Annotated in this window: 19 protein-coding genes and 1 riboswitch; of the genes, 7 read left to right on the forward strand and 12 right to left on the reverse strand. The window is 69.7% G+C overall.

Features of this window, described 5'->3' with window-relative positions:
- Positions 1-47: 47 nt before the first annotated feature.
- Entirely contained in the window at positions 48-2,357 is a 2,310-nt protein-coding gene (locus ABB33_RS15785; RefSeq protein ID WP_276533802.1) for a ribonucleoside-diphosphate reductase subunit alpha, read from the reverse strand.
- Between the two features lie 263 nt (positions 2,358-2,620).
- Positions 2,621-2,845: riboswitch (cobalamin riboswitch) on the reverse strand.
- A gap of 281 nt (positions 2,846-3,126) precedes the next feature.
- Here ABB33_RS15785 and ABB33_RS15790 point away from each other — a divergent pair.
- Positions 3,127-3,954, forward strand: a complete 828-nt coding sequence (locus tag ABB33_RS15790; RefSeq protein ID WP_054668137.1) for a DUF2884 family protein — start codon at positions 3,127-3,129, stop codon at positions 3,952-3,954.
- Positions 3,955-4,009: 55 nt separating this feature from the next.
- Here the strand turns inward: ABB33_RS15790 and ABB33_RS15795 are convergent, their stop codons facing one another.
- The 3 genes from ABB33_RS15795 to ABB33_RS15805 all read right to left on the reverse strand — a co-directional run bounded on the left by ABB33_RS15795 (position 4,010) and on the right by ABB33_RS15805 (position 7,386).
- Complete coding sequence (locus ABB33_RS15795) at positions 4,010-5,488, reverse strand: VWA domain-containing protein (RefSeq protein WP_161809434.1); 1,479 nt, start codon at positions 5,486-5,488, stop codon at positions 4,010-4,012.
- 129 nt (positions 5,489-5,617) lie between these two features.
- Complete coding sequence (zapE, locus tag ABB33_RS15800; protein ID WP_056932713.1) at positions 5,618-6,712, reverse strand: cell division protein ZapE; 1,095 nt, start codon at positions 6,710-6,712, stop codon at positions 5,618-5,620.
- Positions 6,713-6,714: 2 nt separating this feature from the next.
- Positions 6,715-7,386: an alpha/beta hydrolase gene (locus ABB33_RS15805; RefSeq protein WP_056932714.1), complete on the reverse strand. Its 672-nt coding sequence runs from the start codon at positions 7,384-7,386 to the stop codon at positions 6,715-6,717.
- A 62-nt stretch (positions 7,387-7,448) separates the two neighbouring features.
- On the opposite strand from ABB33_RS15805, the gene ABB33_RS15810 reads away from it, so the two are divergent.
- Both ABB33_RS15810 and ABB33_RS15815 read left to right on the forward strand, forming a co-directional pair.
- The gene (locus ABB33_RS15810; protein ID WP_056932715.1) at positions 7,449-8,312 is read left to right on the forward strand and encodes an EamA family transporter; all 864 of its coding nucleotides are present in this window, start codon (positions 7,449-7,451) and stop codon (positions 8,310-8,312) included.
- 81 nt (positions 8,313-8,393) lie between these two features.
- A complete protein-coding gene (locus ABB33_RS15815; protein WP_056932716.1) occupies positions 8,394-8,765 on the forward strand; it encodes a MerC family mercury resistance protein in 372 nt (123 codons plus the stop codon).
- A 47-nt stretch (positions 8,766-8,812) separates the two neighbouring features.
- Here ABB33_RS15815 and ABB33_RS15820 read toward each other — a convergent pair whose 3' ends face one another.
- The 3 genes from ABB33_RS15820 to ABB33_RS15830 form a co-directional block, all read right to left on the reverse strand.
- Positions 8,813-10,540: an ExeM/NucH family extracellular endonuclease gene (locus ABB33_RS15820; protein WP_056932717.1), complete on the reverse strand. Its 1,728-nt coding sequence runs from the start codon at positions 10,538-10,540 to the stop codon at positions 8,813-8,815.
- Between the two features lie 75 nt (positions 10,541-10,615).
- Positions 10,616-11,137: a c-type cytochrome gene (locus tag ABB33_RS15825; protein ID WP_054668150.1), complete on the reverse strand. Its 522-nt coding sequence runs from the start codon at positions 11,135-11,137 to the stop codon at positions 10,616-10,618.
- 101 nt (positions 11,138-11,238) lie between these two features.
- Positions 11,239-11,865 (reverse strand): TetR/AcrR family transcriptional regulator, encoded by a 627-nt coding sequence (locus tag ABB33_RS15830; RefSeq protein WP_056932718.1) that lies wholly within the window; start codon positions 11,863-11,865, stop codon positions 11,239-11,241.
- A 145-nt stretch (positions 11,866-12,010) separates the two neighbouring features.
- Here ABB33_RS15830 and ABB33_RS15835 point away from each other — a divergent pair, with 145 nt between their 5' ends.
- The 3 genes from ABB33_RS15835 (at position 12,011) to ABB33_RS15845 (ending at position 17,278) form a co-directional block, all read left to right on the forward strand.
- Positions 12,011-13,174: an isovaleryl-CoA dehydrogenase gene (locus ABB33_RS15835; RefSeq protein WP_056932719.1), complete on the forward strand. Its 1,164-nt coding sequence runs from the start codon at positions 12,011-12,013 to the stop codon at positions 13,172-13,174.
- A gap of 159 nt (positions 13,175-13,333) precedes the next feature.
- Complete coding sequence (locus ABB33_RS15840; RefSeq protein ID WP_056932720.1) at positions 13,334-14,944, forward strand: carboxyl transferase domain-containing protein; 1,611 nt, start codon at positions 13,334-13,336, stop codon at positions 14,942-14,944.
- Between the two features lie 354 nt (positions 14,945-15,298).
- Positions 15,299-17,278 carry an acetyl/propionyl/methylcrotonyl-CoA carboxylase subunit alpha gene (locus ABB33_RS15845; protein WP_056932724.1) on the forward strand — a complete coding sequence of 660 codons (1,980 nt, stop codon included), beginning with the start codon at positions 15,299-15,301 and terminating at the stop codon, positions 17,276-17,278.
- Between the two features lie 120 nt (positions 17,279-17,398).
- Here the strand turns inward: ABB33_RS15845 and ABB33_RS15850 are convergent, their stop codons facing one another.
- Positions 17,399-18,571, reverse strand: a complete 1,173-nt coding sequence (locus ABB33_RS15850; RefSeq protein ID WP_054668814.1) for a putative peptide maturation dehydrogenase — start codon at positions 18,569-18,571, stop codon at positions 17,399-17,401.
- A gap of 101 nt (positions 18,572-18,672) precedes the next feature.
- On the opposite strand from ABB33_RS15850, the gene ABB33_RS15855 reads away from it, so the two are divergent.
- The gene (locus ABB33_RS15855) at positions 18,673-19,029 is read left to right on the forward strand and encodes an NHLP-related RiPP peptide (protein ID WP_054668158.1); all 357 of its coding nucleotides are present in this window, start codon (positions 18,673-18,675) and stop codon (positions 19,027-19,029) included.
- Here ABB33_RS15855 and ABB33_RS15860 read toward each other — a convergent pair.
- From ABB33_RS15860 to ABB33_RS15875, 4 genes are all read right to left on the reverse strand, one after another.
- Positions 18,969-21,605, reverse strand: coding sequence for a putative peptide modification system cyclase (locus ABB33_RS15860; RefSeq protein WP_152985131.1), 2,637 nt, complete (start codon positions 21,603-21,605; stop codon positions 18,969-18,971). The genes ABB33_RS15855 and ABB33_RS15860 overlap by 61 nt on opposite strands.
- 28 nt (positions 21,606-21,633) lie before the next feature.
- The gene (locus ABB33_RS15865) at positions 21,634-22,680 is read right to left on the reverse strand and encodes a GGDEF domain-containing protein (RefSeq protein WP_056932721.1); all 1,047 of its coding nucleotides are present in this window, start codon (positions 22,678-22,680) and stop codon (positions 21,634-21,636) included.
- A 182-nt stretch (positions 22,681-22,862) separates the two neighbouring features.
- Complete coding sequence (gene aceA / locus ABB33_RS15870; RefSeq protein WP_054668164.1) at positions 22,863-24,194, reverse strand: isocitrate lyase; 1,332 nt, start codon at positions 24,192-24,194, stop codon at positions 22,863-22,865.
- A gap of 54 nt (positions 24,195-24,248) precedes the next feature.
- Positions 24,249-25,489, reverse strand: a 1,241-nt coding sequence (locus ABB33_RS15875) for a malate synthase (protein ID WP_056932722.1), incomplete at its 5' end; no start/stop codon positions are given.

Below are 25,489 nucleotides of genomic sequence, written 5' to 3' on the forward strand. Positions count from 1 at the left end.
GGCGAAGCCGGCTTCGCCCTGCCCTGGCGGGGGCGGGGCGCGGGCGCTTACTGGCAGGCCTCGCAGGCTTCCGGGTTCTCCAGCGAGCAGGCGACGGCCTCGGCCGGGGTGTAGCTGCTGACCGTGGTCTTGGCGATCCGGGTGGCCGGGCGCGAGCGCAGGTAGTAGGTGGTCTTGACGCCCTTCTTCCAGGCGTACATGTACATGGACGACATCGCGCCGATGTTCGGGCTCTCCATGAACAGGTTGAGCGAGGCGGACTGGTCGATGAACGCGCCGCGGTCGGCGGCCATGTCGATCAGCGAGCGCATCGGCAGTTCCCACGCGGTGCGGTACACGGTGCGCAGCGCCTCGGGAATCTGCGGCAGGTTCTGGATCGAGCCGTCGGCGAGCTTGATCGCGTCGCGCATCTCCGGCGTCCACAGCCCCAGCTGCTTGAGTTCGCCGACCAGGTAGCGGTTGACCTGCAGGAAGTCACCGGACAGGGTCTCGCGCTTGAACAGGTTGGACACCTGCGGTTCCACGCATTCGTAGCAGCCGGCGATCGAGGCGATGGTCGCGGTCGGGGCGATGGCGATCATCAGCGAGTTGCGCAGGCCGTGCTGGACGATGCGCCCGCGCAGCGCTTCCCAGCGCGCGCCATCGGCCGGCACCACGCCCCACGCGTCGAACTGCAGTTCGCCGCTGGCGGCGCGGGTATCGGCGAACGAGGGATGCCGGCCGCGCTCCTGCGCCAGCTCGCACGAGGTTTCCAGCGCGTGGTAGTAGATCGCCTCGGCGATCTTCGCCGACAGCGCGCGCGCGGCGTCCGAGTCGAACGGCAGGCGCTTGCGGAAGAACACGTCCTGCAGGCCCATGCAGCCCAGGCCGACCGGGCGCCAGCGCAGGTTGCCGCGGCGCGCGGTCTCGATCGGGTAGAAGTTCAGGTCGATCACCCGGTCGAGCTGGCGCACGGCCAGGCGCACGGTCTCGGCGAGCTTGTCGAAATCGAAATCGCCGTGCGCATCCAGGTGGTTGCCGAGGTTGATCGAGCCCAGGTTGCACACCGCCGTCTCCTCGGCCGAGGTGATCTCGAGGATCTCGGTGCACAGGTTGGACAGGTGGATGACGTTGCCGGCGCGCAGGGTCTGGTTGCTGGCCTTGTTGCACTTGTCCTTGAACGTCATCCAGCCGTTGCCGGTCTCGGCCAGGGTGCGCATCATGCGCGCATACAGCTTGCGCGCCGGCACCGCCTTGACCGCCTTGCCCTGGGCCTCGGCCTGCACGTAGGCGCGCTCGAACGCCTCGCCGTACAGGTCGGTGAACTCCGGCACCACGCGCGGATCGAACAGCGACCATGGCTGGTCGGCCTCCACCCGCTGCATGAACAGGTCCGGCACCCAGTTGGCGAGGTTGAGGTTGTGGGTACGGCGGGCATCGTCGCCGGCGTTGTCGCGCAGTTCCAGGAAATCCTCGATGTCGGCGTGCCAGGTCTCCAGGTAGACGCAGGCCGCCCCCTTGCGCTTGCCGCCCTGGTTGACCGCCGCGACCGAGGAGTCGAGTGTCTTCAGCCACGGCACGATGCCGTTGGAATGGCCGTTGGTGGACCGGATCAGCGAGCCGCGCGAACGCACCCGGGTGTAGCTCACGCCGATGCCGCCGCTGAACTTGGACAGCTGGGCGATGTCGCCGTAACGGGCGTAGATCGACTCGAGCGAATCCTGCGGCGAATCCAGCAGGAAGCACGACGACAGCTGCTCGTGGCTGGTGCCGGCGTTGAACAGGGTCGGGCTGGACGGCAGGTAGTCCAGGTTGCCCAGCCGCTGGTACAGCGCCAGCGCCTCGGGCACGTCCTCGGACAGCGCGCTGGCGATGCGCAGGAAGAACTGCTGCGGGGTTTCGATCACCTTGCGGGTGTGCGGGTGGCGCAGCAGGTAGCGGTCGTACAGCGTGCGCAGGCCGAAGTAGTCGAAGTTGAGATCGTAGTCGGGGTTGACCGCATCGTTGAGCTTGCGCGCGTTGACCTGGACGAAGTTGAGCAGGCGCTCGTTGATCAAGCCCACTTCGTGGCCGCGGCCCACCGACTGCGAGAACGCGTGGATCTCCTGGCCGGATACCTCCTTGGCGATGAAGTTGGCCAGCAGGCGCGCGGCCAGGCGGCCGTACTCGGGCTCCTCGCCGATCAGCAGCGCCGCGGTCCGGATCGACAGTTCGTCCAGCTCCTGGGTGGTGGCGCCGTTGTACAGCCCGGAGATGGTGCGCGTGGCCACGCGCATCGGATCGACCGCATGCAGGCCGTCGCAGCAACGCTGGATGGCGCGGACGATCTTGTTCAGGTCCACCGGCTCGGTGCCGCCATTGCGCTTGGTCACGCTCATGGCGGTGGCGGTCGGCGGCGGGGTCAGTTCGAAGCCGGTCTCGGTCGGGACAACGGCGGTATCGGTGGCGGTCACGGCAATGCGTCCTCATGGCGTGGTGCACGCGGCGCCTGCCCTCGCAGGAACCAGGGCCGGTGGCGGGCGACAAGCATGGAAGGACGGCGTCGCAGCATCCGCGACGGGCACGACCCGAGGTCGCCACCGGCGCTGCCGCGTCGCCAGCCGTCTTCCCCTCGAAGACTCCGCAGCCGGCACCGCGCGCTGTGCTTCGCGCGGCTGTCGGCAGGTCTTCGGACTCATGGGCGCGGAGGCGGGGGCCTCCTCCTACTTCCGCCGCTTCCCAAGGCATCGGGCCTCAGTGCTTGGTGGCGGGTTCGTTCCCAATTACCGCTGCGGGGCAGTGCCGGACTGGCCATCGAAGGCGTCACCGGCTTCCCTTTCAATCCGGCGGGGAGCAACCCGCCAGAACCGACGGGACACAAGATAGTGGGGGTAAACGGCCCGGTCAACGCCAAATCTTGTGGGTGATCGCATTTCCCTTGCGGCACAAGCGATCCCGTCGCCGGTGCCCGGCGGGGCCACCGCGACCAGCCTATCGAGGCTGCGCAGTCAAGCCTTGGGAGACTGGTTGGCGGGTAGGAAAACGCCGCACGCATTCATAATCCAAAGCCCGATGCGATCCAATGCCCGATGCGCCGCCATGACTTCCGGCGGAGGCCCGATCCGGCACGGCCGGCGATCCTGTGGGTCCTCCGAATGGATTCCGCGCATGCGCCGCCTGGCCCTCGCTGCCGCCCTGCTCGTCCTGCCGGCGCTCGCCGCGCAGGCCGGCACGATGAAGTCACCGACCCTGTCCTCCACCCAGTGCGGGGTCAGCACCGACTACGACGTGCTGGTCGATGGCGGCGGCATCTGGCTGCGCCAGCACGACGCCACGCCGCGCGAGATCGTGTTCCACGACGGCCAGCTGAGCATCGACGGGCGCATGCAGGCGGTCAGCGCCGACGACGCGCAGCGCCTGCGCGTGCTCGAGGCCGGGGTGCGCCAGCTGATGCCGGCGGTCACCGGCATCGCCAATGAATCAGTGGGGATCAGCTTCGATGTGCTGGACGTCGTCTACGGCTCGCTGACCGGCAATTTCGATTCGCGCAAGGTGCGCGCGCTGCGCAGGGACGCCGAGCGCTTCGTCGCCTCGACCATCGGCCGCGGACGCTGGGAGCAGGACCTGTTCGGCGAGGGCTTCGACCGGCGCGTGCAGGACGCGGCCGAATCGCTCAAGGGCTCCATCGCCCGCGGCCTGCTGTGGACCCTGCTCACCGGCAGCGAGGAGCGCATCGAGAAACGCACCGAGAAGATCGAAGCCGAACTCGAGCCGAAGATCGAAGCGCGCGCACGCGCCCTGGAACAGCATGCGCAGTCCCTGTGCACCCAGGTCCTGGCGCTGGACCGGCTGCAGTCGGCGCTGGAGTTCCGCTACGACGGCCAGCCGCTGCGGATGATGAGCGTCAGCGGCGACAACGGCCAGGCGCCGCCAGCGACGCCGGTGGCGAAGGAACAGGGTCCGGACAACCGCATCGCCCTGCCCGGACACCCCTGATCCACGCGCCGCGCCGGGCCCGGGGCGGCGACGGGCCGCTCGCCGGAACCGGTGCTCATCCCCTGGGCAGCTGCGCCAGTTCCTCGCGCACCAGCCGCAGCACCAGTGCGTCCAGCGTATCCACCGAGTAGCCGGCCACGTCGTGCACGGTCTCGCGGCCGGGCCCGCTACCCGGATCGGACGCATCCTTGTAGGTGAGGAAGATGAAGCGCCCGCCGGTGTACTGGGCGATCTGTCGCTGCACGATCTCGCCGGTGGTGTCCTGTCCCGACGCGGCCACGCTGAACACCTTGATGCCCTTGCCCAGCGCCGCGAGCATGGTCTGGTCGTAGTGCGGCGGCGGATAGTCCATGTGCGGCGGCGCGTCGGCCAGCGACACCAGCAGCCGCGTGGTGGCCGGTCCGCGCCAGTCCAGCGCCTGCACCGCATGCGCGAAGGCTTCGTTCATCGCCTCGGGCATGTCGCCGCCACCGCCGGCACGCACCCCGTCGAGCACCTGCTGGAACGCGGCGACGTTGCCGGTGAGGTCCCAGCTGCGCACGAAATACGCGTCGCCGCGGTCGCGATAGGTGACCAGGCCGAGGCAGACGTCCGGGCGCGACGGCAGCTGCTCGATGCCGCGCACGATGTCCCGCAGCGAGGTGCGCAGCTTGTCGATCTCGTCGCCCATCGAGCCGGTGGCATCGACCATGAACACCAGGTCCAGGCGCGCGCGCGGGCTCGCCGCGGCGGCGGGCAGGCGGACTTCCAGCGCGTCCTTCTGCCCGCGCCGCAACTGCGCCTGCGCCTGCTGCCCGGCACGGCGCACGTCGACCCGGTAGCTGGCCGAATCGCGGTCGTCGAAGGCATTCAGGTGCAGCCAGGCCTGGCCGCCGGCATCGGTGCGCGCCCACATGCGCGCGCCATTGGCCGCGGAGACCGCGACTTCGGCATCGGGTACCGGCCGGCCCTGCGCGTCGACCACCCGCAGCCGCTGGCGCACCGACACGTCGCGCCCCAGCCGCGCCGCCTCGGGGTGGCGCTGCAGGAACTGCCGGAAGCCGCCGAAATCGGCGTTGTCATCGACCACGCCGGCGGTCACCGGCGTGGCCGGGCGCCGCACCGCCGGCGCCGATGACGCAGCGGGCGCGTCCCGCACCTCCGATGCCCTCGCCGCCACCGCGTCGGCAGCGATCATCGGCGCCGGTGGAGGCGGCGGTGGCGCCATCTCGCGCAACTCCCTGCGATGCGGAACCTTGCCGACCAGGGTGGGGATCTCGCGCACCCGCTCCGGTGGCTGCGGGTCCGGGTCCGGAACCTCGCGCATCCGCGGCATGTCGCTGCACACGCTGGCTGCCGGCGCGCGGAAATCCGCGGTGGTCTGGCGCCGGCGCGTGGGCACGGGCGCCTGCATGTCCGGCTGCACGGCGGGTGCGGACGCCGGTTGCGGCCACCGCGGCTCGCCGGCGAGTGCCGGCAGGCCGGCCAGCAGCGTCAACGCGAACGCCATCGAACGTACCGGCGGGCGCCGGAAGGCCATGCTTGCGTGCTTCATCTGCGTACTCCGTTGCTTGCGGGGTGGGCCGCCGCGGCGGCAGGCACGGAACAGAACGGATGGTGGCAAAGAACGGGGTTGGCGGCGCATGCCGCGGCCGGGGGTCAGCCCCGGCACGCGGCCAGCGGGCTACAGGCGGTGGGCGGTTCCCAGGTACTCGGCGCTCTGCATCTCGATCAGGCGGCTGGCGGTGCGCTCGAACGCGCCGGCCAGGCGGGTGCCGGAGTAGAGCAGCGGCGGCGGGTCCTGCGCGGTGCACACCAGGTTGACCTGGCGGTCGTAGAGCTCGTCGATCAGGTTGACGAAGCGCCGCGCGGCATCCTCGTTCAGGCGGTCGAAGTGCGGGATGCCGCCCAGCAGCACGGTATTGAACTCGCGCGCGATCTCGATGTAGTCCGAGGGACCGCGCGGGCCTTCGCACAGCGCAGCGAAGTCGAACCAGACGATGCTCTTGCCACGCCCGCGCACCGGAATCTTGCGGCCCTCGATCTGGATGTTGCCGGCGCGCGCGTCCTGGCCGCCGCTCAGCTCCTTCCAGCGCCGCTCCAGCCAGGCATCGCTGTCGCCTTCCAGCGGCGCCCGGTACACCGGCGAGCGGGTCAGCGCGCGCATGCGGTAGTCCTCGGTGCCTTCGGCGTACAGCTCCACGCAGTACTTCTGCAGCAGGGCGATGGCCGGCAGGAAACTGTCGCGCTGCAGGCCGTTGAGGTACAGGTTCTCCACCGCGGTGTTGGAGGTGGTCACCAGGGTCACGCCTTCGGCGAACAGCCGTTCGAGCAGGCGCGCCAGCAGCATCGCGTCGCCGATATCGGTGACGAAGAACTCGTCCAGCACCAGCACCCGCAGTCTGCTGCGCCATTCCTGGGCGATCTTCGCCAGCGGGTCGCTCTGGCCCTGGTGTTCGCGCAGCCGCTCGTGGATGCCGCGCATGAAGCGGTGGAAGTGGGTGCGGTACTTCTGCTCGATCGGCAGGCCGTCGTAGAACAGGTCGACCAGGAACGTCTTGCCGCGGCCGACGCCGCCCCAGAAATACAGGCCCTTGACCGGCTCGGGCTTCTTCCAGAAGGCCGACAGCCGGTCGAGCCAGCCGTCCTGCGCCGAATCGACGATGGCCTCGTGGATGCGGTCGAGCTCGGCCAGTGCCGCATGCTGGGCCGGATCGTCGCGCCAGTCGCCACGGGCCACGCCGGCGGCGTAGCGCTGCGAGGGGGTCGTCGCATCCATGCTCAGCAACTGCCGTCGGGCAGCCAGCGCCGCACTTCGTGCTGGATCGCGCCGCGCAGGTCGATCAGCTTGCGATGGAAGAAATGGCTGGTATCGGGCATGCGCACCAGCTGCGGCGGGTCGGCCAGCGTCTCCAGCCACGCATAGACGGCCTGCGCGTCGACCACCTCGTCGGCGTCGCCCTGCACCACCAGCCACTGCGCCGGCGGCTGCAGCGCGTCGAAATCCCAGGTGCGGCGGCCGACCGGGGGCGCGATCGAGATCAGCGCCTGCGGCGCCAGCGCGCCACTGGCGCGCAGCGATACGTAGGCGCCGAAGCTGAAACCGGCCAGCCACAGCGCGCAGTCCGGGCGCTGGGCGCGCACCCATGCCACCACCGCGCGCAGGTCGTCCTGCTCGCCCTCGCCGTTGTCGTAGCTGCCGGCGGAAGCGCCGACACTGCGGAAATTGAAGCGCACGGTGGTGATGCCCAGTTCGCGCAGCGCGCGCGCGGCCATCGTCACCACCTTGTTGTGCATGCTGCCGCCTTCGGTGGACAGCGGGTGGCAGATGACGGCGACGACCGGCCGCGCGGCGACATCGCCCTCGGGCGGATCGACCGCGACCTCGAGCGGCCCGCAGGGGCCCTCGAGCATCAGCACCGCCGGTTCGCGGGGAAAGGAAGGATTGCTCATGGCGCCATAATAGCGGCCCCATCCAGCGGCTTCACCGCCACCACCGCACGGCAACGAATGCGATGCACTTCCTGATCCTGAGCGTGATCTGCAGCGTGCTGGTCTCGGTCCTGCTGAAGCTGGCGCCGCGGCGCGGCATCGACATCGCCCAGGCGGTGACCTGGAACTACCTGGCCGCCAGCGTGCTGTCGCTGCTGCTGCTCAGGCCCTCGCTGCAGTCGCTGCGCGACGGACACGCGCCGTGGCCGGCACTGCTTGGGCTGGCGCTGGCCCTGCCGGGCATCTTCCTGGTGCTGGCGCGTGCCGTGCGCGAAGCCGGCATCGTGCGCAGCGACGTGGCGCAGCGGCTGTCGCTGCTGCTGTCGCTGGGCGCGGCGTTCGTGCTGTTCGGCGAGCACGCCAATGGCTGGAAACTGGCCGGGCTGGGGCTGGGCCTGCTGGCCATCGTCGGCGTCAGTGCGCGCAGCGGCGGGCGCGGCGCCGGCACGGCATCGAGCTGGCGCTGGCTGCTGGCGGTGTGGGCCGGCTTCGCGCTGATCGACATCCTGCTCAAGCAGGTGGCGCTGGCCGGCACCCCGGCCACCGCCGCGCTGCTGGCCAGCTTCGCCATCGCCTTCGTGCTGATGCTGGCCTGGCAGCTGCTGCGCCACTACCGCGGCCGCCAGCGGCTGCAGGCGCGCAACCTTGGCTTCGGCCTGCTGCTGGGTGCCATCAACTTCGGCAACATCCTGTTCTACGTGCGCGCGCACCAGGCGTTGCCGCACAGCCCGGCCACCATCTTCGCCGGCATGAACATCGGCGTGGTGTGCCTGGGCGCGCTGGTCGGCGTGCTGGCCTTCGGCGAGAAGACCAGCGCCTGGAACCGCGTGGGCCTGGGCCTGGCGGTGGTGGCGATCGCCCTGATCGCACGCGGCGCGCAGGGCTGAAGTTCCAGCACGGCTTCCTTGCCCAACGGGGTGATCCACACCTTCTTTAATGTTACTTTATAACAAAATGGAGCCGATCCGATGAAAAATGCAGCTGCCCTGTTCGATGTCTCCGCCATCGCCCTGTCCGGCCTGTGCCTGCTGCACTGCCTGGCGCTGCCACTGCTGGCCGCGCTGCTGCCGCTGTTCGGCACCTGGAGCGAGGCCGAATGGGTGCACGGGGTGTTCGTGCTGATCGCCGTGCCACTGACCAGCTACGCGCTGTGGCGCGCGCATCGGCATCGCCCGCTGCCCGCCGCGCTGTGGCTGCTGGCGGGCACCGGGCTGGCGCTGCTGCTGGCCGGTGCGTCCGGCGGCCTGGACGAGCGGGCCGAAACGCCGCTTACCGTCGCCGGCAGCCTGGCACTGGCCAGCACCCATCTGTGGAACGCGGCGCGGCGGCACGCGCACTAGGGGTCGCCGGCGTCAGGAGCACGGTGCCGGCACCTCTTCGCCCGGGCTCAGGGATCGAAACCCAGCAGCAGCGGGTCGTGGTCCGAGCTGCGCCACGGGCCGGGCACGTTGCGCCCCTGGTAGCCGGCGTCGTCGGCTTCATCGGCATTGATGTGCCATTCGGCCGCGCCCTTCAACCGCGCCGCCATGCCCGGGTTGAGCAGCGCGTGGTCCAGGCGCCCGGTCAAGCCGTTGTAGACGTAGCTGTAGGGCCGGGACACGCCGGCGACCTTGAACGCGTCGCGCCAGCCATCTGCCTGCAGCTGGCGGATCGGGTCTTCCATCGCATAGGCATTGAAGTCGCCCAGCAGCACCGCATCGCCACCGCCACTGCCGGTCGGATCGCGCTGCAGCCACTGGTGCAGCAGCCGCGCCGATGCCACCCGGGTGGCGGTCCAGCAGCCCTGGCCGTCGTTCTGGTCGGCGTCGGCGCCGCTGGCCTCGCTGCAGCCCTTGGACTTGAAGTGGTTGGCCACGACCACGAACGGCCGGCCCGTGCGGCCCATGCGGAAGGCCTGCGCCAGCGGTACCCGGCTGCGCTCGCCGAACGGTTCGCGCTCCAGCACCGCCGGCCTGCCCACCGGCGCCACCCGTGCTGCGCGGTAGATGATGCCAACCCGGATGGGGTTGTCGCCCGGCCCCTTGCCGGCGTCGACGAACGCCCAGTGGCGCTCCTTGTCCTGCCCTTCGTTGAGCGCGCGCACCAGCCCGGCGATCGCCGAGTCCGGGCCGTAGCCGTCGTTCTCCAGCTCCATCAGCGCGGCCACGTCGGCGTCGAGGCCGCGGATGGTGGCGACCAGCTTGGCCTGCTGTGCCTGGAACTGCGCGAACGTCTTGGCGCCACGCAGGGTCGGGAAGCCACCACCGTGGCCGTCGCCGTTGAAATAGTTCTCCAGGTTGAACGCGGCGATGCGCAGCGCCCCGGCCACCGCCGGCGGCTGCGGCCGCTCGATCGCCGGTAGCGGCAGCGCGGCGGTCAGCTGCAGCCGGTAGTCGCCGTCGTAGCGCTGGTCGACCACGCCCTCGACGCCGCGGAACACCATGCCGGTGCGCAGCTGCGCGGCCTCGGGCAGGTAGGACACGCGGCCCGGGTCGCGCTGGCTGCTGCCATCGTCCAGGCGCAGGCGGCGGCGCGCGTTGTCGGCCCCCAGCGCCGCGTTCTCCGCGGTGCCGGCGGCGGCCAGTTCGGTCGGCTGCCACAGCCGCCCGTCGAAGGCGACGGTCAGCTCGCCGTGACGCGCCAGCTGGTCCTGCCCGGCCAGCGTCAGCGGTGCGGCGATGCGCACCTTCATCCCTTCCAGCGCCTCCCAGCTGGCGGGCACGGCCTCCAGCACGGTGATCCCGGGCGCGGGGCGGGCGCGGGCCGCCGCCACCGTTTCGGCCTGCAGCGCGGTCAGGGTCTGGCCGCCCTTGCCGGCCGCCAGTTCCTGCACCGTGCCGGTGACGCGCAGCCACTGTCCCGCGGGCAGCGCGCGCGCCGGGTCCATCTGCACGAACAGCGCATCGGACGTGGCCGGATCGCGATCTCCCGCGTCCTGCAGGAAGACGCCGCCGAGACCGGCGCGCAGGTCGGCGCTGACGAACCCCTCGATGGTGACTTGGCGTCCTTCCAGCGGGCTGCGCGGGCCACTGCCCTGTACCTGGCCGATGGCGAGGACGGCCGGCGTCCTGGCGACCGCCTGCGGCGCAAGGGCGACGGACAGCGAGAGGGCGAGCAGCGCGGGGAGATGACGCATGGGGTGGACTCCGGAACGGCGGAAAGCAAAGCGCCGCCCGGGAGGGCGGCGCCGCGTGTCCATGATGGGCACGTTTTATTTCAGGTTTGCCAGCATCCAGTCGACGGTGGCGTGGATCTGCTCGTCGCTCAGGCCAGCATTGCCGCCCTTGGGCGGCATCACCCCGCCGTCCGGGCCGGTGTAGCCCTCGATGGCGTGCTTGTAGAGCGTCTCGGTCCCCTGGGCGATGCGCTTGTCCCAATGCGCGTGGTCCAGGGTCGGTGCCATGCCCACGCCGGTCAGGTGGCAAGCGGTGCACAGCTTGTCGAAGATCACCTTGCCGTCCAGGGTGCCGCCGTAGGCGCCGCCTGCGGCAGCAGCCTGGGCAGCCGCGGCTTCGGCCGCCGCAGCCTGCGCCGCGGCACCGGTGCTGCCCGCGTAGACCGCACCGGCCGGGGCGATGCGCTGCTCGACGCGCGCGACCGCCTGCGGGGAGGCTTCGGTGGGAATCGCGCGCTGCAGGAACGACGCGAAGATGATCAGCCCGACCGTGACGACAGCCAAGATGGCGATCACGATGGAGAAGCGTTTCAGGAACTGCAGGTCGTAATTCCGCACGTATCAACACCCCTGGCAAGTAGTCGGTGGACCACAGCTACCGGCGGAGTATAGACCAGCGCCCCCACCCACCGGCAACGGGCAGCGGCCGGACGGCGGCCTCATCCCCCGTGCGTGGCCATGCCGGCACCGGCCGCGCGCAGGCACAACGCGCCGATCGCCTGGACCAGCGGCTCGCCGCCGCGCAGGCCGTCGCGGCTGGGCGCGGTCGGGCCGACCAGCGCCTCGGTGAACGCACCGACGATGCAGGCCGCGCCCACGTCCAGGTCCTGCGCCGGGAATTCGCCGCTGCGGACGCCGTCGCCGAGGATGCGCTTGAACACGTCGCCGAACAGGCGGCGACAGCGGATGCGCTCGGCCTCGACCTCCGGATCCACCGGTTCGGCGATGAAGGCATAGGCCAGTGCCGGCCCGGCCAGCGCGCGGCGCACGAAGGAGGCCACCGCCTGCTGCAGGCGCACGGCCGCCGGCTGCGGCCCGTCGGCGATCGCCGAAAGGATGTCCAGCTCATGCTCGACCGCGGCGGTGAGCACCTCCACGAACAGGTCGGCCTTGGACGGGAAATGGCGGTAGATCAGGCCGGTGGATACCCCGGCCTCGGCCGCCACCGCGGTGATCGGCGCGTTGCGGTACCCGCCCGCGGCAACCAGCCGCCGGGCCGCTGCCAGGATCGCCTCGCGGTTGCCGGCAAGGCGCTTTTCCATCAGTTCCGAACGTTTGTAGGCCATGGATTGATTCTAGATTCAATTTTTGAATTTGTATTCACTTTTTCATGGAGACCGGCTAGGCTGCGCGCGAACGCCCGTGCTGACGGCCAGTCCGTCATTCCCCTCCCGGAGCGCCCACCCGTCCCGCCGTACCGGAGCCGCCCCCATGCACGTCCCCACCCTTTCCTTCGATCTCGGCGAAGAGATCGACATGCTGCGCGGGAGCGTGGCCCAGTTCGCGGCCGCGCACATCGCGCCGCTGGCCGCCGACGCCGACGCCGGCAACCAGTTCCCCAACACGCTCTGGCGCCAGCTGGGCGAACAGGGCCTGCTCGGCATGACCGTGGAGGAAGAATACGGCGGCAGCGGCATGGGGTATCTCGCCCACGTGGTGGCGATGGAGGAAATCTCGCGTGCCTCCGGCGGCATCGGCCTGTCCTACGGCGCGCATTCGAACCTGTGCCTGAACCAGCTGCGCAAGAACGCCAGCGAGGCGCAGAAGCACAGGTACCTGCCCAGGCTGTGCAGCGGCGAGCACGTCGGCGCGCTGGCGATGAGCGAACCGGGCGCCGGCTCGGACGTGGTGTCGATGAAGCTGCGCGCGGAGCGGCGCGGCGACCACTACCTGCTCAACGGCAACAAGATGTGGATCACCAACGGCCCGGACGCCGACGTGCTGGTGGTCTACGCCAAGACCGACCCGGACGCCGGCTCGCGCGGCATCACCGCCTTCATCGTCGAGAAGGGCATGAAGGGATTCTCCACCGCGCAGAAGCTGGACAAGCTGGGCATGCGCGCCTCCAACACCTGCGAACTGGTGTTCCAGGACTGCGAGGTGCCGGTGGAGAACGTGCTCGGCGAGGTCGGCGGTGGCGTCAAGGTGCTGATGTCCGGCCTGGACTACGAGCGCGTGGTGCTGTCCGGCGGTCCGCTCGGGTTGATGGCCGCGGCTCTGGACGTGGTGCTGCCATACGTGCACGAGCGCAAGCAGTTCGGCGAAGCGATCGGCACCTTCCAGCTGATCCAGGCCAAGCTCGCGGACATGTACGTGGGCCTCAACGCGTGCCGCGCATATGTGTATGCGGTGGCCAGGGCCTGCGACCAGGGCCGCACCACCCGCCAGGACGCGGCCGGCGCGATCCTGTATTCGGCCGAGAAGGCCACCTGGGCCGCCGGCGAGGCGATCCAGATCCTCGGCGGCAACGGCTACATCAACGAGTACCCGGCGGGCCGCCTGTGGCGCGACGCCAAGCTGTACGAGATCGGCGCCGGCACCTCGGAGATCCGGCGCATGCTGATCGGGCGCGAGCTGTTCCAGCGCACCGCGTGATCCAGGCCCGGCAATCGCCGGGCCTCTCCCTGGAGGGCGCCGGCAGGTGAAGGGCAACGGCAACGGCGGGGTTCCCGCATCATGGACCCCACGCGCCGCGCGTCCGCCCTTCGGCCCCCCTTCGCCGACGGCACACAGGCAACCGCAGGAACCACCGCCATGAGCGTACTGAAAACCCAGCTGCAGCCCGGCAGCGAGACATTCGAGGCCAACCGCGCGGCGATGCAGCTGCTGGTCGACGACCTGCGCGCGACCCTGGAGCGCACCGCGCGCGGCGGCAGCGATGCGGCGCGGGCCAAGCACACCGCGCGCGGCAAGCTGCTGGTGCGCGAGCGCATCGACGCGCTGCTCGATCCCGGCAGCGCGTTCCTGGAGATCGCACCGCTGGCCGCGCACGGCATGTACGACGACCCGGTGCCGGGCGCCGGCATGGTCGCCGGCATCGGCCGCGTCTCCGGCGTGGAATGCCTGATCGTCGCCAACGACGCCACGGTCAAGGGCGGCACCTACTACCCGGTGACGGTCAAGAAACACCTGCGCGCGCAGGAGATCGCACAGCAGAACCGCCTGCCGTGCATCTACCTGGTCGACTCGGGCGGTGCGTTCCTGCCGCTGCAGGACGAGGTATTCCCCGACCGCGACCACTTCGGCCGCATCTTCTACAACCAGGCCAACCTGTCCGCGCAGGGCATTCCGCAGATCGCCTGCGTGATGGGCAGCTGCACCGCCGGCGGCGCCTACGTGCCGGCGATGAGCGACGAGACGGTCATCGTCCGCGAACAGGGCACCATCTTCCTCGGCGGCCCGCCGCTGGTGAAGGCGGCAACCGGCGAAGTGGTCAGTGCCGAGGAGCTGGGCGGCGCCGACGTGCACACGCGTATTTCCGGCGTCGCCGACCACATGGCCGACAACGACCTGCAGGCGCTGGCGCGGGTGCGCGCCATCATCGCCAGCCTCAACTGGCGCAGGCCGGAGCCGCGCGTCGCGCTGCAGTCCGGCGAGGCGCCGCTGTTCGATGCGCACGAACTGTATGGCGTGATCCCCGGCGACACGCGCAAGCCCTACGACGTGCGCGAAGTGATCATGCGCATCGTCGACGGCTCGCGCTTCGACGAGTTCAAGCCGCGCTACGGCAACACCCTGGTCACCGGCTTCGCCCATGTGCATGGCCATCCCGTCGGCATCATCGCCAACAACGGCATCCTGTTCTCCGAATCGGCGCTCAAGGGCGCGCACTTCATCGAGCTGTGCTGCCAGCGCGGCATCCCGCTGCTGTTCCTGCAGAACATCACCGGCTTCATGGTCGGCCGCAAGTACGAGCACGGCGGCATCGCCAAGGACGGTGCCAAGCTGGTGATGGCGGTGGCCAACGCCCGCGTGCCCAAGTACACGGTGGTGATCGGCGGCTCGTTCGGCGCCGGCAACTACGGCATGTGCGGCCGCGCCTATTCGCCGCATTTCCTGTGGATGTGGCCGAATGCACGCATCGGGGTGATGGGCGGCGAACAGGCCGCCAGCGTGCTGGCCACGGTCAAGCGCGACGGCATCGAGGGCAAGGGCGGGCAGTGGCCGGCCGACGAGGAGGAGGCGTTCAAGGCGCCCATCCGCGAGCAGTTCGAGCGCCAGGGCCACCCCTATTACGCCAGCGCGCGGCTGTGGGACGACGGCGTGATCGACCCCGCCGACACCCGCCGCGTCCTGGGTCTGGCGCTGGCCGCCAGCCTCAACGCACCGGCGCAGGACACGCGCTTCGGCGTGTTCCGGATGTGAGGCCGTCGGCATGACACGCATCGAGCCGGAAGCCTGCGCTTGTGCTCTGGCTCTTGCGGTTGCCTTCGCTGTCCCGGGTTCCCTTCCGCAGCGACGGCGCCGACGGAGAGGACCCGGAGGGCGACGTGCATGGATGCACGTCGTTTTTCGACACGACACGGATGTCGTGTCGAAAAATCCCGGCGGCGGAGTGGACCCGGCGCGCGCAGCGCGTTGGGCGCGGAGGCAGGGCGTGCTTTCTTTTGGCTACCTTTTCTTTGTACGGGCAAAGAAAAGTAGCTCGCTCCCCGGCAGGGGAGTGAAAGCTCTTCAATACTTCAAGCTGCCACCGCGCAGCACGTCATGGAATACGCCATGTTCGACAAGATCCTGATCGCCAACCGCGGCGAAATCGCCTGCCGCGTCATCGCCACCTGCCGCCGCCTGGGCATCGCCACCGTCGCGGTGTACTCGGACGCCGACCGCGACGCACGGCATGTGCGGCTGGCCGACGAGGCCATCCACATCGGCCCGGCGCCGGCGGCGGACAGCTACCTGCGCGGCGCGGCCATCCTCGACGCCGCGCGCCGCAGCGGCGCGCAGGCGATCCACCCCGGCTACGGCTTCCTGTCCGAGAACGCCGGTTTCGCCCGCGCCTGCGCCGACGCCGGCGTGGTGTTCATCGGCCCGCCGGCCAGCGCCATCGACGCGATGGGCGACAAGAGCGCGGCCAAGGCGCTGATGCAGCAGGCCGGCGTGCCGCTGACCCCCGGCTACCACGGCGAGCGCCAGGAGCCGGCCTTCCTGCGCGCGCAGGCCGACGCGATCGGCTATCCGGTGCTGATCAAGGCCAGCGCCGGCGGCGGCGGCAAGGGCATGCGCAGGGTCGAGGCCAGCGCGGATTTCGACGCCGCCCTGGCCAGTTGCCAGCGCGAGGCGCAGTCGGCGTTCGGCAATGCGCACGTGCTGGTGGAGAAGTACATCGAGCGGCCGCGGCATATCGAGATCCAGGTGTTCGGAGACGGCCACGGCAACGTGGTGCATCTGTTCGAGCGCGACTGCTCGGTGCAGCGCCGCCACCAGAAGGTGCTGGAGGAAGCCCCGGCGCCGGGCATGACGCCCGAACGCCGCGCGGCGATGGGCAAGGCCGCCACCGACGCGGCGCGCGCGGTCGGCTACGTCGGCGCCGGCACGGTGGAATTCATCGCCTCGCCTTCGGGCGAATTCTGGTTCATGGAAATGAACACCCGCCTGCAGGTCGAGCACCCGGTGACCGAACTGATCACCGGCACCGACCTGGTGGAGTGGCAGCTGCGCGTCGCCGCCGGGCAGCCGTTGCCGAAGACCCAGGCGCAGCTGGCCATCCACGGCCACGCCATCGAGGCACGGCTGTACGCCGAGGATGCCGACCGTGGGTTCCTGCCCTCCACCGGCACCCTGCGCCACCTGCGCCTGCCGCGGCCCGATGCCCACGTGCGGGTGGATGCCGGCGTCGAACAGGGCGATGCCATCACCCCGTACTACGACCCGATGATCGCCAAGCTGATCGTGCATGACGTGGACCGCGACAGCGCGCTGCGGCGCATGCGGCAGGCGCTGGCGCAGTGCCGGGCGGTCGGCGTCACCACCAATGCCGGCTTCCTGCACCGGCTGGTGGCGACCGGTTCGTTCCGCCAGGCCGATCTCGACACCGCGCTGATCGAGCGCGAGCACGACGCACTGGACGTGCGCCACCAACCCGCGAGCGCGGCCGACTGGGCGCTGGCCGCGGTGCTCGCCATCGACGACGGCGCCACAGTGCCGGCCGACGCCTCGCCCTGGGCCATCGCCGATGGCTGGCGCGCGGCCGGTCCCGCCGCGCGCGCGGTGACACTGGAACACCAGCAGCAACAACGCACGCTGCGGGTACGGCGCCACGCGGACGGCTGGCAGGTGGATGGCGACGGCGACCCGCTGCGGCTGCGCGGGCGGGTGCACGCGGACGGCTATGCCGTGCAGATCGACGACCGGCTGCACCGCGGCGACGTCGTGCGCGACGGCAATGCGCTGCACGTCTTCGCCGATGGGAACCAGCGCCGCTTCACCCTGCACGACCCCGTCGCCGAGGCCGACGGCGGCAGCGACCATGGCGGCAGCCTGCTGGCGCCGATGCCCGGCCGGGTCATCGCCCTGCTGGTCGAGCCGGGCAGCAGGGTCGCCCGCGGCACCCCGCTGCTGGTGATGGAAGCGATGAAGATGGAGCACACCCTGCAGGCGCCGGCCGACGGCGTGGTCAACGGCTACCGCGTGCGCGGCGGCGACCAGGTGGGCGACGGCGCGGTGCTGGTGGATTTCGAGGCGGGCGCGGGAGATTGATCCATCCCGCAACCCCGGGGACGATGAGACTGCGACGCCATTGAAACCGGGAACGCCCCCATGACCGGTGCGACCACGCACCTCATGCCCGGTGCGCAGCTGATCCATTCCAATTGCGCCTCACGGCTCCAAACCCGCGCATCCCCACACCTTGCCCACGGGATCGAACTCGGCGATTTCCTGTCGCGCGGCACGCCAACCGAATCCCCCCACCGCGACCGGTCCGTCGCACAGGGGGGCCAGGCCGAAGGCGCGTTCCAACTCGCCTTCGTTGATCGCCGCGGTCACGAACGCTCCCAGGCCCAGGTCAGTGGCGCTCAAGCACAGCGTCTGCGAGAGATGGCCAACATCCATCAGCAGCGCGCGATAAGCCTTGGGATGGTCGCGGTACTTCCAGTAACTGCGCGCCACGCGAGGCGCGTAGATCACCAGCACCGGAGCCTGGGCAAACCACCACTGCCCGGCCAGTGCCCTGCGTGCCAGGTCATCCAGCGGCATGGCCGGGGCGGGCAGCGGACGCAGGGCATGCTCGTGTGGGCGGTAGTGGTACAGGCCCGGGGGCACCCCCTGGACCCGTTGCACCAGTAGATAGGCCTCGGTTGCATGCAACCCACCTCCCGAAGGGGTGTGTTTCTTCAGAAACTCGATGCCCTCTCCCGCAATCACGCTTCCCTGCGCGGCGAAGACCCGGTCCAGCATCCGCGCGAACAGCGCCTGCTCCAGCCCCCGCTCAGGATCGAAGTTGCGGCAGGTGGTACGCCTCTCGAGCAGCGTGTCCAGGCTATCGGCGGGAGGCCGCTGCAGCGGGATGTCCGGGCCACAGCCATCGCGCTCGGCCACCGCAGGCGGTGGTGTGCCGCAAGTGCGCAGCAGGCCGGCGACCGTATCCATGCCCAGTCGCTGCATCGAGGCCACGCTGTCCACGCCACTCCAGCAACTGGCCTTGTGCACGACCGCGGCCAGTGGCCACCAGTTCAATGCGCGGTGGCGTTCCTCGGCCGCGCGCTGCGATGCAAAACGGGGCTCATCGGAAACCAGCAGTCCTGTTTCCAGCAGGCGCGACAGGATGTCCTCCGGCATGGCATCGGCCATGCTCCATAGCTGCGGACTGAAACGCCCCAGCCATGTCATCTCCGCCTCCGACACCTCGATTTCCTGCTCAAGGTGCGGCGCCAGGGCGAGCCAGCGACGGGTACGGGCAACCCCTGCACCGCCAGCGAGCAGACCGGCCAGATCAAAGCTCGCAGTCTCCCGTGATTCAAAGAAAACGCATGCACAGCGACGCACGTTCATGGGTATGATCCTCATGCCGCGCGGGGGGGCGCTGCATATCCATACAATCTCGAAAAGCCGGTCAAGCGCCTCTGGCGCCCCCCAACCGGACAGGGGGAACAATGAGCAACGGCTCCAACAATGACGACGCCGCGGCTGGCCATCCAGGCCTCGATGCGGTGATGGCGGACACGCTGCTGGAGAAGCTGTCCAGCGACGATGGATTCCGCGCGCTTTTCCACGCCAATCCCATCCAGGCGCTGGCCGATCTTGGCGTGGACGCGGCACAGGCACTGGCACCCGTAGCGCCTGGCGTGGGCGATCCGTTCTATTGCATGACCACTACCCAGCTGGCCAGCAAGGAAGAGATTGCCGCCGCCCGCACCGAATTGCAGGCCCACCTCACGCGCGCGGGCAATCACGCTGTGATCTTCTGCTTCGAAGCCGAAAGGATCGCTTCGGCCCTGGACAGCAACTGAGGAGACAGTACCGAGGCAGGCCACTGCCGCAGGAACACCTGCATCTCGGCAGTGGCCTGACTGCTCTTTCCCTGTGCAGCCAGCGACTCGGCAAGCCAGAGCCGCGCAAGCCGTGAGTCAGCAACATTCAGGGGCTGCAGCACCTGGGATGCATTGGCTTCGACATAGGCCAGGCCCCGCTGCTGCAACAACCAGCGCGCCTGAGTTTCGGCCTCGGCATGGCGACCCGAGGCGGCCAGCACGCGGTACAGCGCAACCCGCGACTGGTAGAGATCGTCGGCACGGGGCGATAACAACCTGCTGGCCTCGTCGTGACGCCCGTTGGCAGCCAGTTGACCGGCCTGCACGATTCGCTGCAACGCGGCCGTGGTTGTCCCGAGCCTCCCCTTGTCCGGCAATGCATCGACCTGCCTCAGGGCATCAGCCGCCAGGCTGGCATCACCTTCACGCTGTGCCAGCCAGGCATTGGCCAACAGCATCGACGTCAGATCCGCACGATTGGAAGGATCCCAGGCGGGGTCGGCCATCGCATTCACCAGCGCCTTCGCGGTGGCCGCACGGGCCGATCTCGGCAAGGACGCGCCGGCCATCTGCGCCACTACGCCCGAAATGAAGCGGAACTGCAGGTGCAAGAACGCATCCTGCGTGCTGCTGGCCTCCAGCGCACCATCCGCCGCCGCCCTGGCCTGCGCCCATTTCCCCTGGTCAAGCGCCAACGACACCCGATCGATCATCGGTACCAGGTCGGTGCCCGCGTAGCCGCTGGGTTTGATGGCTTCCAGCGCGGCCATGGCTTCCGCCGGCCGCTCAAGCACCGCCAGCACGTTGGCGATCCGCCGCCCCTGGCCTGCCTGGGTTTCGTTTCCGATTTCGCGCAGCCGCTTCAACGCTGGTTCCGCCGCCCCCTTGGCCAGCAGAATGCGCGCCAGGAAGTCGGCCGCCAGCGGTCGCAACGGATCCTGCGGTACGTCGGCGGCCTGCGCGAAGGGCAATGCCTCGTCCATCCGGTTGACCGAGAACAGGTGCCAGGCAGAGTTGGCCTGGCCAGCAAAGTCGTCGGGATAGAGCCCGGCCATGAGCTGCCATTTCTCCAATGCCTGCGCCGGTGCCCGCAACTCGGCCTCCCAGGCATCCAGGTAAAGGCGCTCACGATCAGGCAGGCGGTGCCTCAGTGCCAATGCGCGGTCGAGGAACGGCATGGCCGCCGGCCGCTCCGAACGTGCCACCATGACACGCGCCGCGCCAAGGTAGCCAAGTGCGAACTCGGGGTCGAGCGTTGTTGCCTCGCCATACATCTGCATCGCCTGCTGCCACTTTCCCTGGCGAGTGGCCTGCAATCCGAGCGCATAGGCGCGCAGGGCGTGGAGGTTGGAAGTCGTAACCGATGGCAATGGCTGGGACGCGGCCTTGACCGATGTGCTGGTTTCCCCCAGATGACCGCGCAGGCGCAAGGCAATGGCATCGACCGAGGCCAGCAGCGACTCCAGGCCGCGGCCATCGACGAAATCCGAGCGGATAGTGGTCTGGGTATGCGGATCGACGATCTCCATGCTCAGGCGCAGCTTGCCGCCCACCTCGGAGACTGCCGGAAGTATCACCAGGCGTGCGCCGTCGCGCAGCGCCACTTCCGATGCCAACGTGCGGTCCAGGCGGGATACCACGGGATCGCGGCGCATGCGCGACAGCGTGTCGCGCGTCTTCATGTCGCTCAGCACGTTGACATGCCGCGACTGCTCCAGGCTGACACGCAGGGCCTGCATAACCGAATCGTCCAGCAATGCATTGCCGGTCAGGTTGCGCAGGTCGCCCATCACCACCCAGTCGCGCTCGGCGAAGGCGATGGCCGGTTCCGGCCGCGCGATGAACCAGGCCCCGACCCCCAGCGCCACCAGCAATGTCGCTTCGGCGACCAGCGCCATCGGGCGCCGCCACAGCGGCAGGTCGCGCCAGGCCTTGGGCGTGCTGCGAGGCATGCGCAGCGGGGCGAACCCCGGCTCGCCGACCTCGAACACTTCCTGCCTGGTCGGCACGCCCTTGAAGTGCCAGCGCCCGTGCGATCTCCACAGCAGGTGCTCGCTGCGCGCGCCCAGCTCGCGGGCGGAACGGTGCGCCAGCGACTCGGCCACCGCCGACAGCAGGATCTGTCCGGGCCGCGCCAGCGCCATCAGGCGCGCGGCCAGCGGCTTGGCCAGGCCCTCGACTTCCAGCGGCTTGGCACCGGCCTGCACCGCCTCGACGCTGTTGTGCCAGGTCAGCACCTCGCCGACATGCATGCCGGTACGCGCCTGCAGGCCGATGCCGCGCAGCTGGCCCAGCTGCTCCAGGCCCTGCCGGTAGTCCAGCGCGAAACCCAGCCCGTTGACCGGCCGCTCGAACAGCAGCAGCAGGCCGTCGGAGCGGTCGATCATGCGTCCCTTCCACTGCTGCTGCAGGCGCAGCACCAGCCGGTCGTGCTCCTGGAACAGTTCCGCGGCCGCGGTGTCGCCCAGCCGCTCCACCAGCGCGACCGAGTCGCACAGGTCGGTCAGCAGCAGCGTGTGCACGCGGGGGGCGGGGGCACCCGCCGTTGCATCCATGTCCGGTGTGGCGGGCACCTGCTGCATGTCAGCCGGACCCCAGCCAGTCCACCGGCCATTGCAGCCGGTTGCCGCCACGCCGCTTGGCCTCGTACAGGGCACTGTCGGCATGCGCGTACCAGTCGTTCCAGTCGCGCGACGGGTCGAGCAGGCTGACGCCGATGCTCACCGGGCACACCCGCGGCACCGGCTGCGACCGTTCCAGCAGGCCGTGCACGGCATGCAGGATGAAGCCGGCCACGTGTTCGAGCGCCTCGGCATCGGCCTCCTGCACCAGCAGGCAGAATTCGTCGCCGCCCAGGCGGCAGGCCAGCCCGCCCGGCTGCACCACCGAGCGCAGGATGTTGGCCACCGCCTGCAGCACGCGGTCGCCGACCAGGTGGCCATGTTCGTCGTTGATGCGCTTGAAGCGGTCGCAGTCGATCAGCAGCAGCCCCTGCGGCGGGCTCCGCGACGGCTGCCGGCACTCCTGCAGGTAGAGGGTCAGGCCACGGCGGTTGTACAGGCCGGTCAATTCGTCGGTCCGCACCAGTTCCTCGGTATGGCTGAGCTGGTGGGTGGTGGTGTAGAGATTGTCCAGCGCCGCTTCCAGGTCGTGGTTGCGACGGCGCAGCTGCCGGATCAGCATCTGTTCGTTGGAGACCACGCGCATGATCGTGCGGCGCAGGAAAAAGGCGACCCGGCCCGGATCGTGGTCCACCAGCTTCTGGAAATCGGGATGCCCGAGTTCGAGCAGGGACAGCTCGGTCGAGGCACGGGCATCGGCGCCGCGGCGATGGTCGCCGATCAGCAGGCCCAGCTCGCCGAAGAACTCCCCCGGGCCCAGGTACTTGACCACCAGGTCCTCGCCGAAGTTGAGATCGACGATGCCACTGACGATGACGAACATGGCGTCGCCCGAATCCCCGCGGCGGAACAGGACCTCGCCGGCGGCGACCTGGCGCTGCCGTGCGAACCGCGAGAACAGCGCGAATTCGTCGGGCGACAGGACGGGATGCACGATTTCGGCCATCGCCATGTGGGCGACACCCGGTTCGCGCTCATCGGCCATGATTGCAGCACTTTCGCTGGTCATTCCCTCAGCCCCACCGCCCCTTCGTCCCCGGGGGCTAGCGCGGAAGGATAGCACCGGCACAAAGCGTGGAGCAGGTCGCAAACCGGCGCCCATCGCATTCAGCCATATGAAAGAAAGGGCGGCCGTCGCGGCCGCCCCTGCTCCATACCCAAGTAACGGTAAAAGTATCGAAACCAGGGCCTTCAGGCGGCCCTGCCGGCCTGGAACTGCGCCTCCTCGGTGGAGCCGGTCAGCGCGGTGACGCTGGAGGCGCCGCCCTGGATCACCGTGGTGACGTCGTCGAAGTAGCCCGCCCCCACTTCCTGCTGGTGGGAAACGAAGGTGTAGCCCTGCCCGCGCGCGGCGAACTCCGGCTCCTGGACCTGCTCCACGTAGTGGCGCATGCCCTCGCCACGGGCGTAGTCGTGGGCGAACTTGAAGGTGTTGAACCAGTTGATGTGGATGCCGGCCAGGGTGATGAACTGGTACTTGTAGCCCAGTGCCGACAGTTCGTCCTGGAAGCGGGCGATGGTGCGGTCGTCCAGGTTCTTCTTCCAGTTGAACGACGGCGAGCAGTTGTAGGACAGCAGCTTGCCCGGGCTGGCCGCGTGCACCGCCTGGGCGAACTCGCGGGCGAAGCCCAGGTCCGGGGTGCCGGTCTCGCACCACACCAGATCGGCATACGGCGCGTAGGCCACGCCGCGGCTGATCGACTGCTCCAGCCCGTTGCGCACCCGGTAGAAGCCCTCGGCGGTGCGCTCGCCGGTGACGAAAGGCGCGTCATTGGGGTCGAAGTCGCTGGTCAGCAGGTTGGCGGCCTCGGCGTCGGTCCGCGCCAGGACGATCGTCGGCACCCCCAGCACGTCGGCGGCCAGCCGTGCGGCCACCAGCTTCTGGATCGCCTCCTGGGTCGGCACCAGTACCTTGCCGCCCATGTGGCCGCACTTCTTCACCGCCGCCAGCTGGTCCTCGAAGTGCACGCCCGCGGCACCGGCGACGATCATGTTCTTCATCAGCTCGTAGGCGTTGAGCACGCCGCCGAAGCCGGCCTCGCCGTCGGCCACGACCGGCAGGAAGAAGTCGATGGCCTCCTCGGCCTTCAACTTGCCGTCGATGATGTTCTTCCACTGGATCTCGTCGGCGCGCTGGAAGGTGTTGTTGATGCGGCGGACCATGGTCGGCACCGAGTCATAGGCGTACAGCGACTGGTCCGGGTACATGGTCTCGGAGGTATTGCCGTCGGCAGCCACCTGCCAGCCGGACAGGTACACCGCCTCCAGCCCGGCCTTGGCCTGCTGCATCGCCTGGCCGGCGCTGATCGCGCCGAAGGCGTTGACGTAGCCCTTCCTGGCCTCGCCGTTGAGCAGCTTCCACAGCCGCTCGGCGCCGCGCCGGGCCAGGGTGTGCTCGGGCTGCACGGTGCCGCGCAGGCGCACCACGTCGGCGGCGCTGTACGGGCGGCGGATGCCGGCCCAGCGCGGGTTGCTGTCCCAGTCGTGCTGCAGGGCGTCGATCTGTTGCGTGTAGGTGCTCATGGTGGAACTCCTTGGGGGGCGGGGCGTGCAGTAGGGGGCGGCCAGTGGCAGGGCTCAGTCGATCTGCCGGTACGCCGGCAGGGTCAGGAACTCGGCCAGTTCGTCGGCGTGGCTGAGCGTGCCGAGCAGTTCGATGGCCTGGGCGATGCGGTCGCCGCCGGGCAGCGCGGCGGTGTCGCCCAGGCGCGCCGGCAGCGCGCGCAGGGTGGCGTCGAGCAGCGCGCCGTCGATGGCGGTGCCGTCGTCCAGGTGCTGGTTGCCGGCATGCAGCCACTGCCAGATCTGGCTGCGGCTGATCTCGGCGGTGGCCGCGTCCTCCATCAGGTTGTGGATCGGCACGCAGCCGTTGCCGTCCAGCCACGCGGCCATGTAGCGCACACACACTTCCACGCTGTTGTCGAAGCCGGCGCGGGTGATGGTGCCGGCGCAGGGGGCCACCAGGTCATCGCGGGTGACGTGCACGTCGCGGCGCAGCACGTGGTGCTGATTGGGGCCCGGCATGTGCTCGTCGAAGATCGCGCGCGCCACCGGGATCAACCCCGGGTGCGCCACCCAGGTGCCGTCGTGGCCGGCACTGACCTCGCGCAGCTTGTCCGCGCGCACGCGCGCCATGGCCTGCTCGTTGGCGGCCGGGTCGTGGTTGATCGGGATCTGCGCGGCCATGCCGCCCATCGCATGCGCGCCGCGGCTGTGGCAGGTCTGGATCAGCAGTTCCGAATACGCCTTCAGGAACGGCTGGGTCATGGTCACCTGGCCGCGCTCGGGCAGCACCTTGTCGGCATGCCGGCGGAAGGTCTTCAGGTAGGAGAAGATGTAGTCCCAGCGGCCGCAGTTCAGGCCGACGATGCGCCCGCGCAGTGCATGCAGGATCTCGTCCATCTCGAACACCGCCGGCAGCGTCTCGATCAGCACGGTGACCTTGATCTGCCCGTGCGGCAGGCCGAGCATGCCCTCGATGTGCGCCAGCGCGGTTTCCCACAGCGCCGCCTCTTCCATCGACTGCAGCTTGGGCAGGTAGAAATAAGGGCCGCGGTCACGGCGCATCAGCGCGCGGGCGTTGTGGAAGGCGAACAGCGCCGCGTCGAACAGGCCGCCGGCGATCGGCTGGCCGTCGACCAGCACGTGCTTCTCGTCCAGGTGCCAGCCACGCGGGCGCACGATCAGCACCGCCTGCTCGGCGAACGGCCGCAGCGTGTAGTGCTTGCCGGGCGCGCCATCGGCCGCCGCCGGCGCGGTGTACTCCAGGTCGCCGCGCACCGCGCCGATCAGCGCCTGCTGGCCGGCCAGGAGGTTGC

The sequence above is a fragment of the Stenotrophomonas acidaminiphila genome (assembly GCF_001431595.1).
GTDB classification, from domain to species: Bacteria; Pseudomonadota; Gammaproteobacteria; order Xanthomonadales; family Xanthomonadaceae; genus Stenotrophomonas; species Stenotrophomonas acidaminiphila.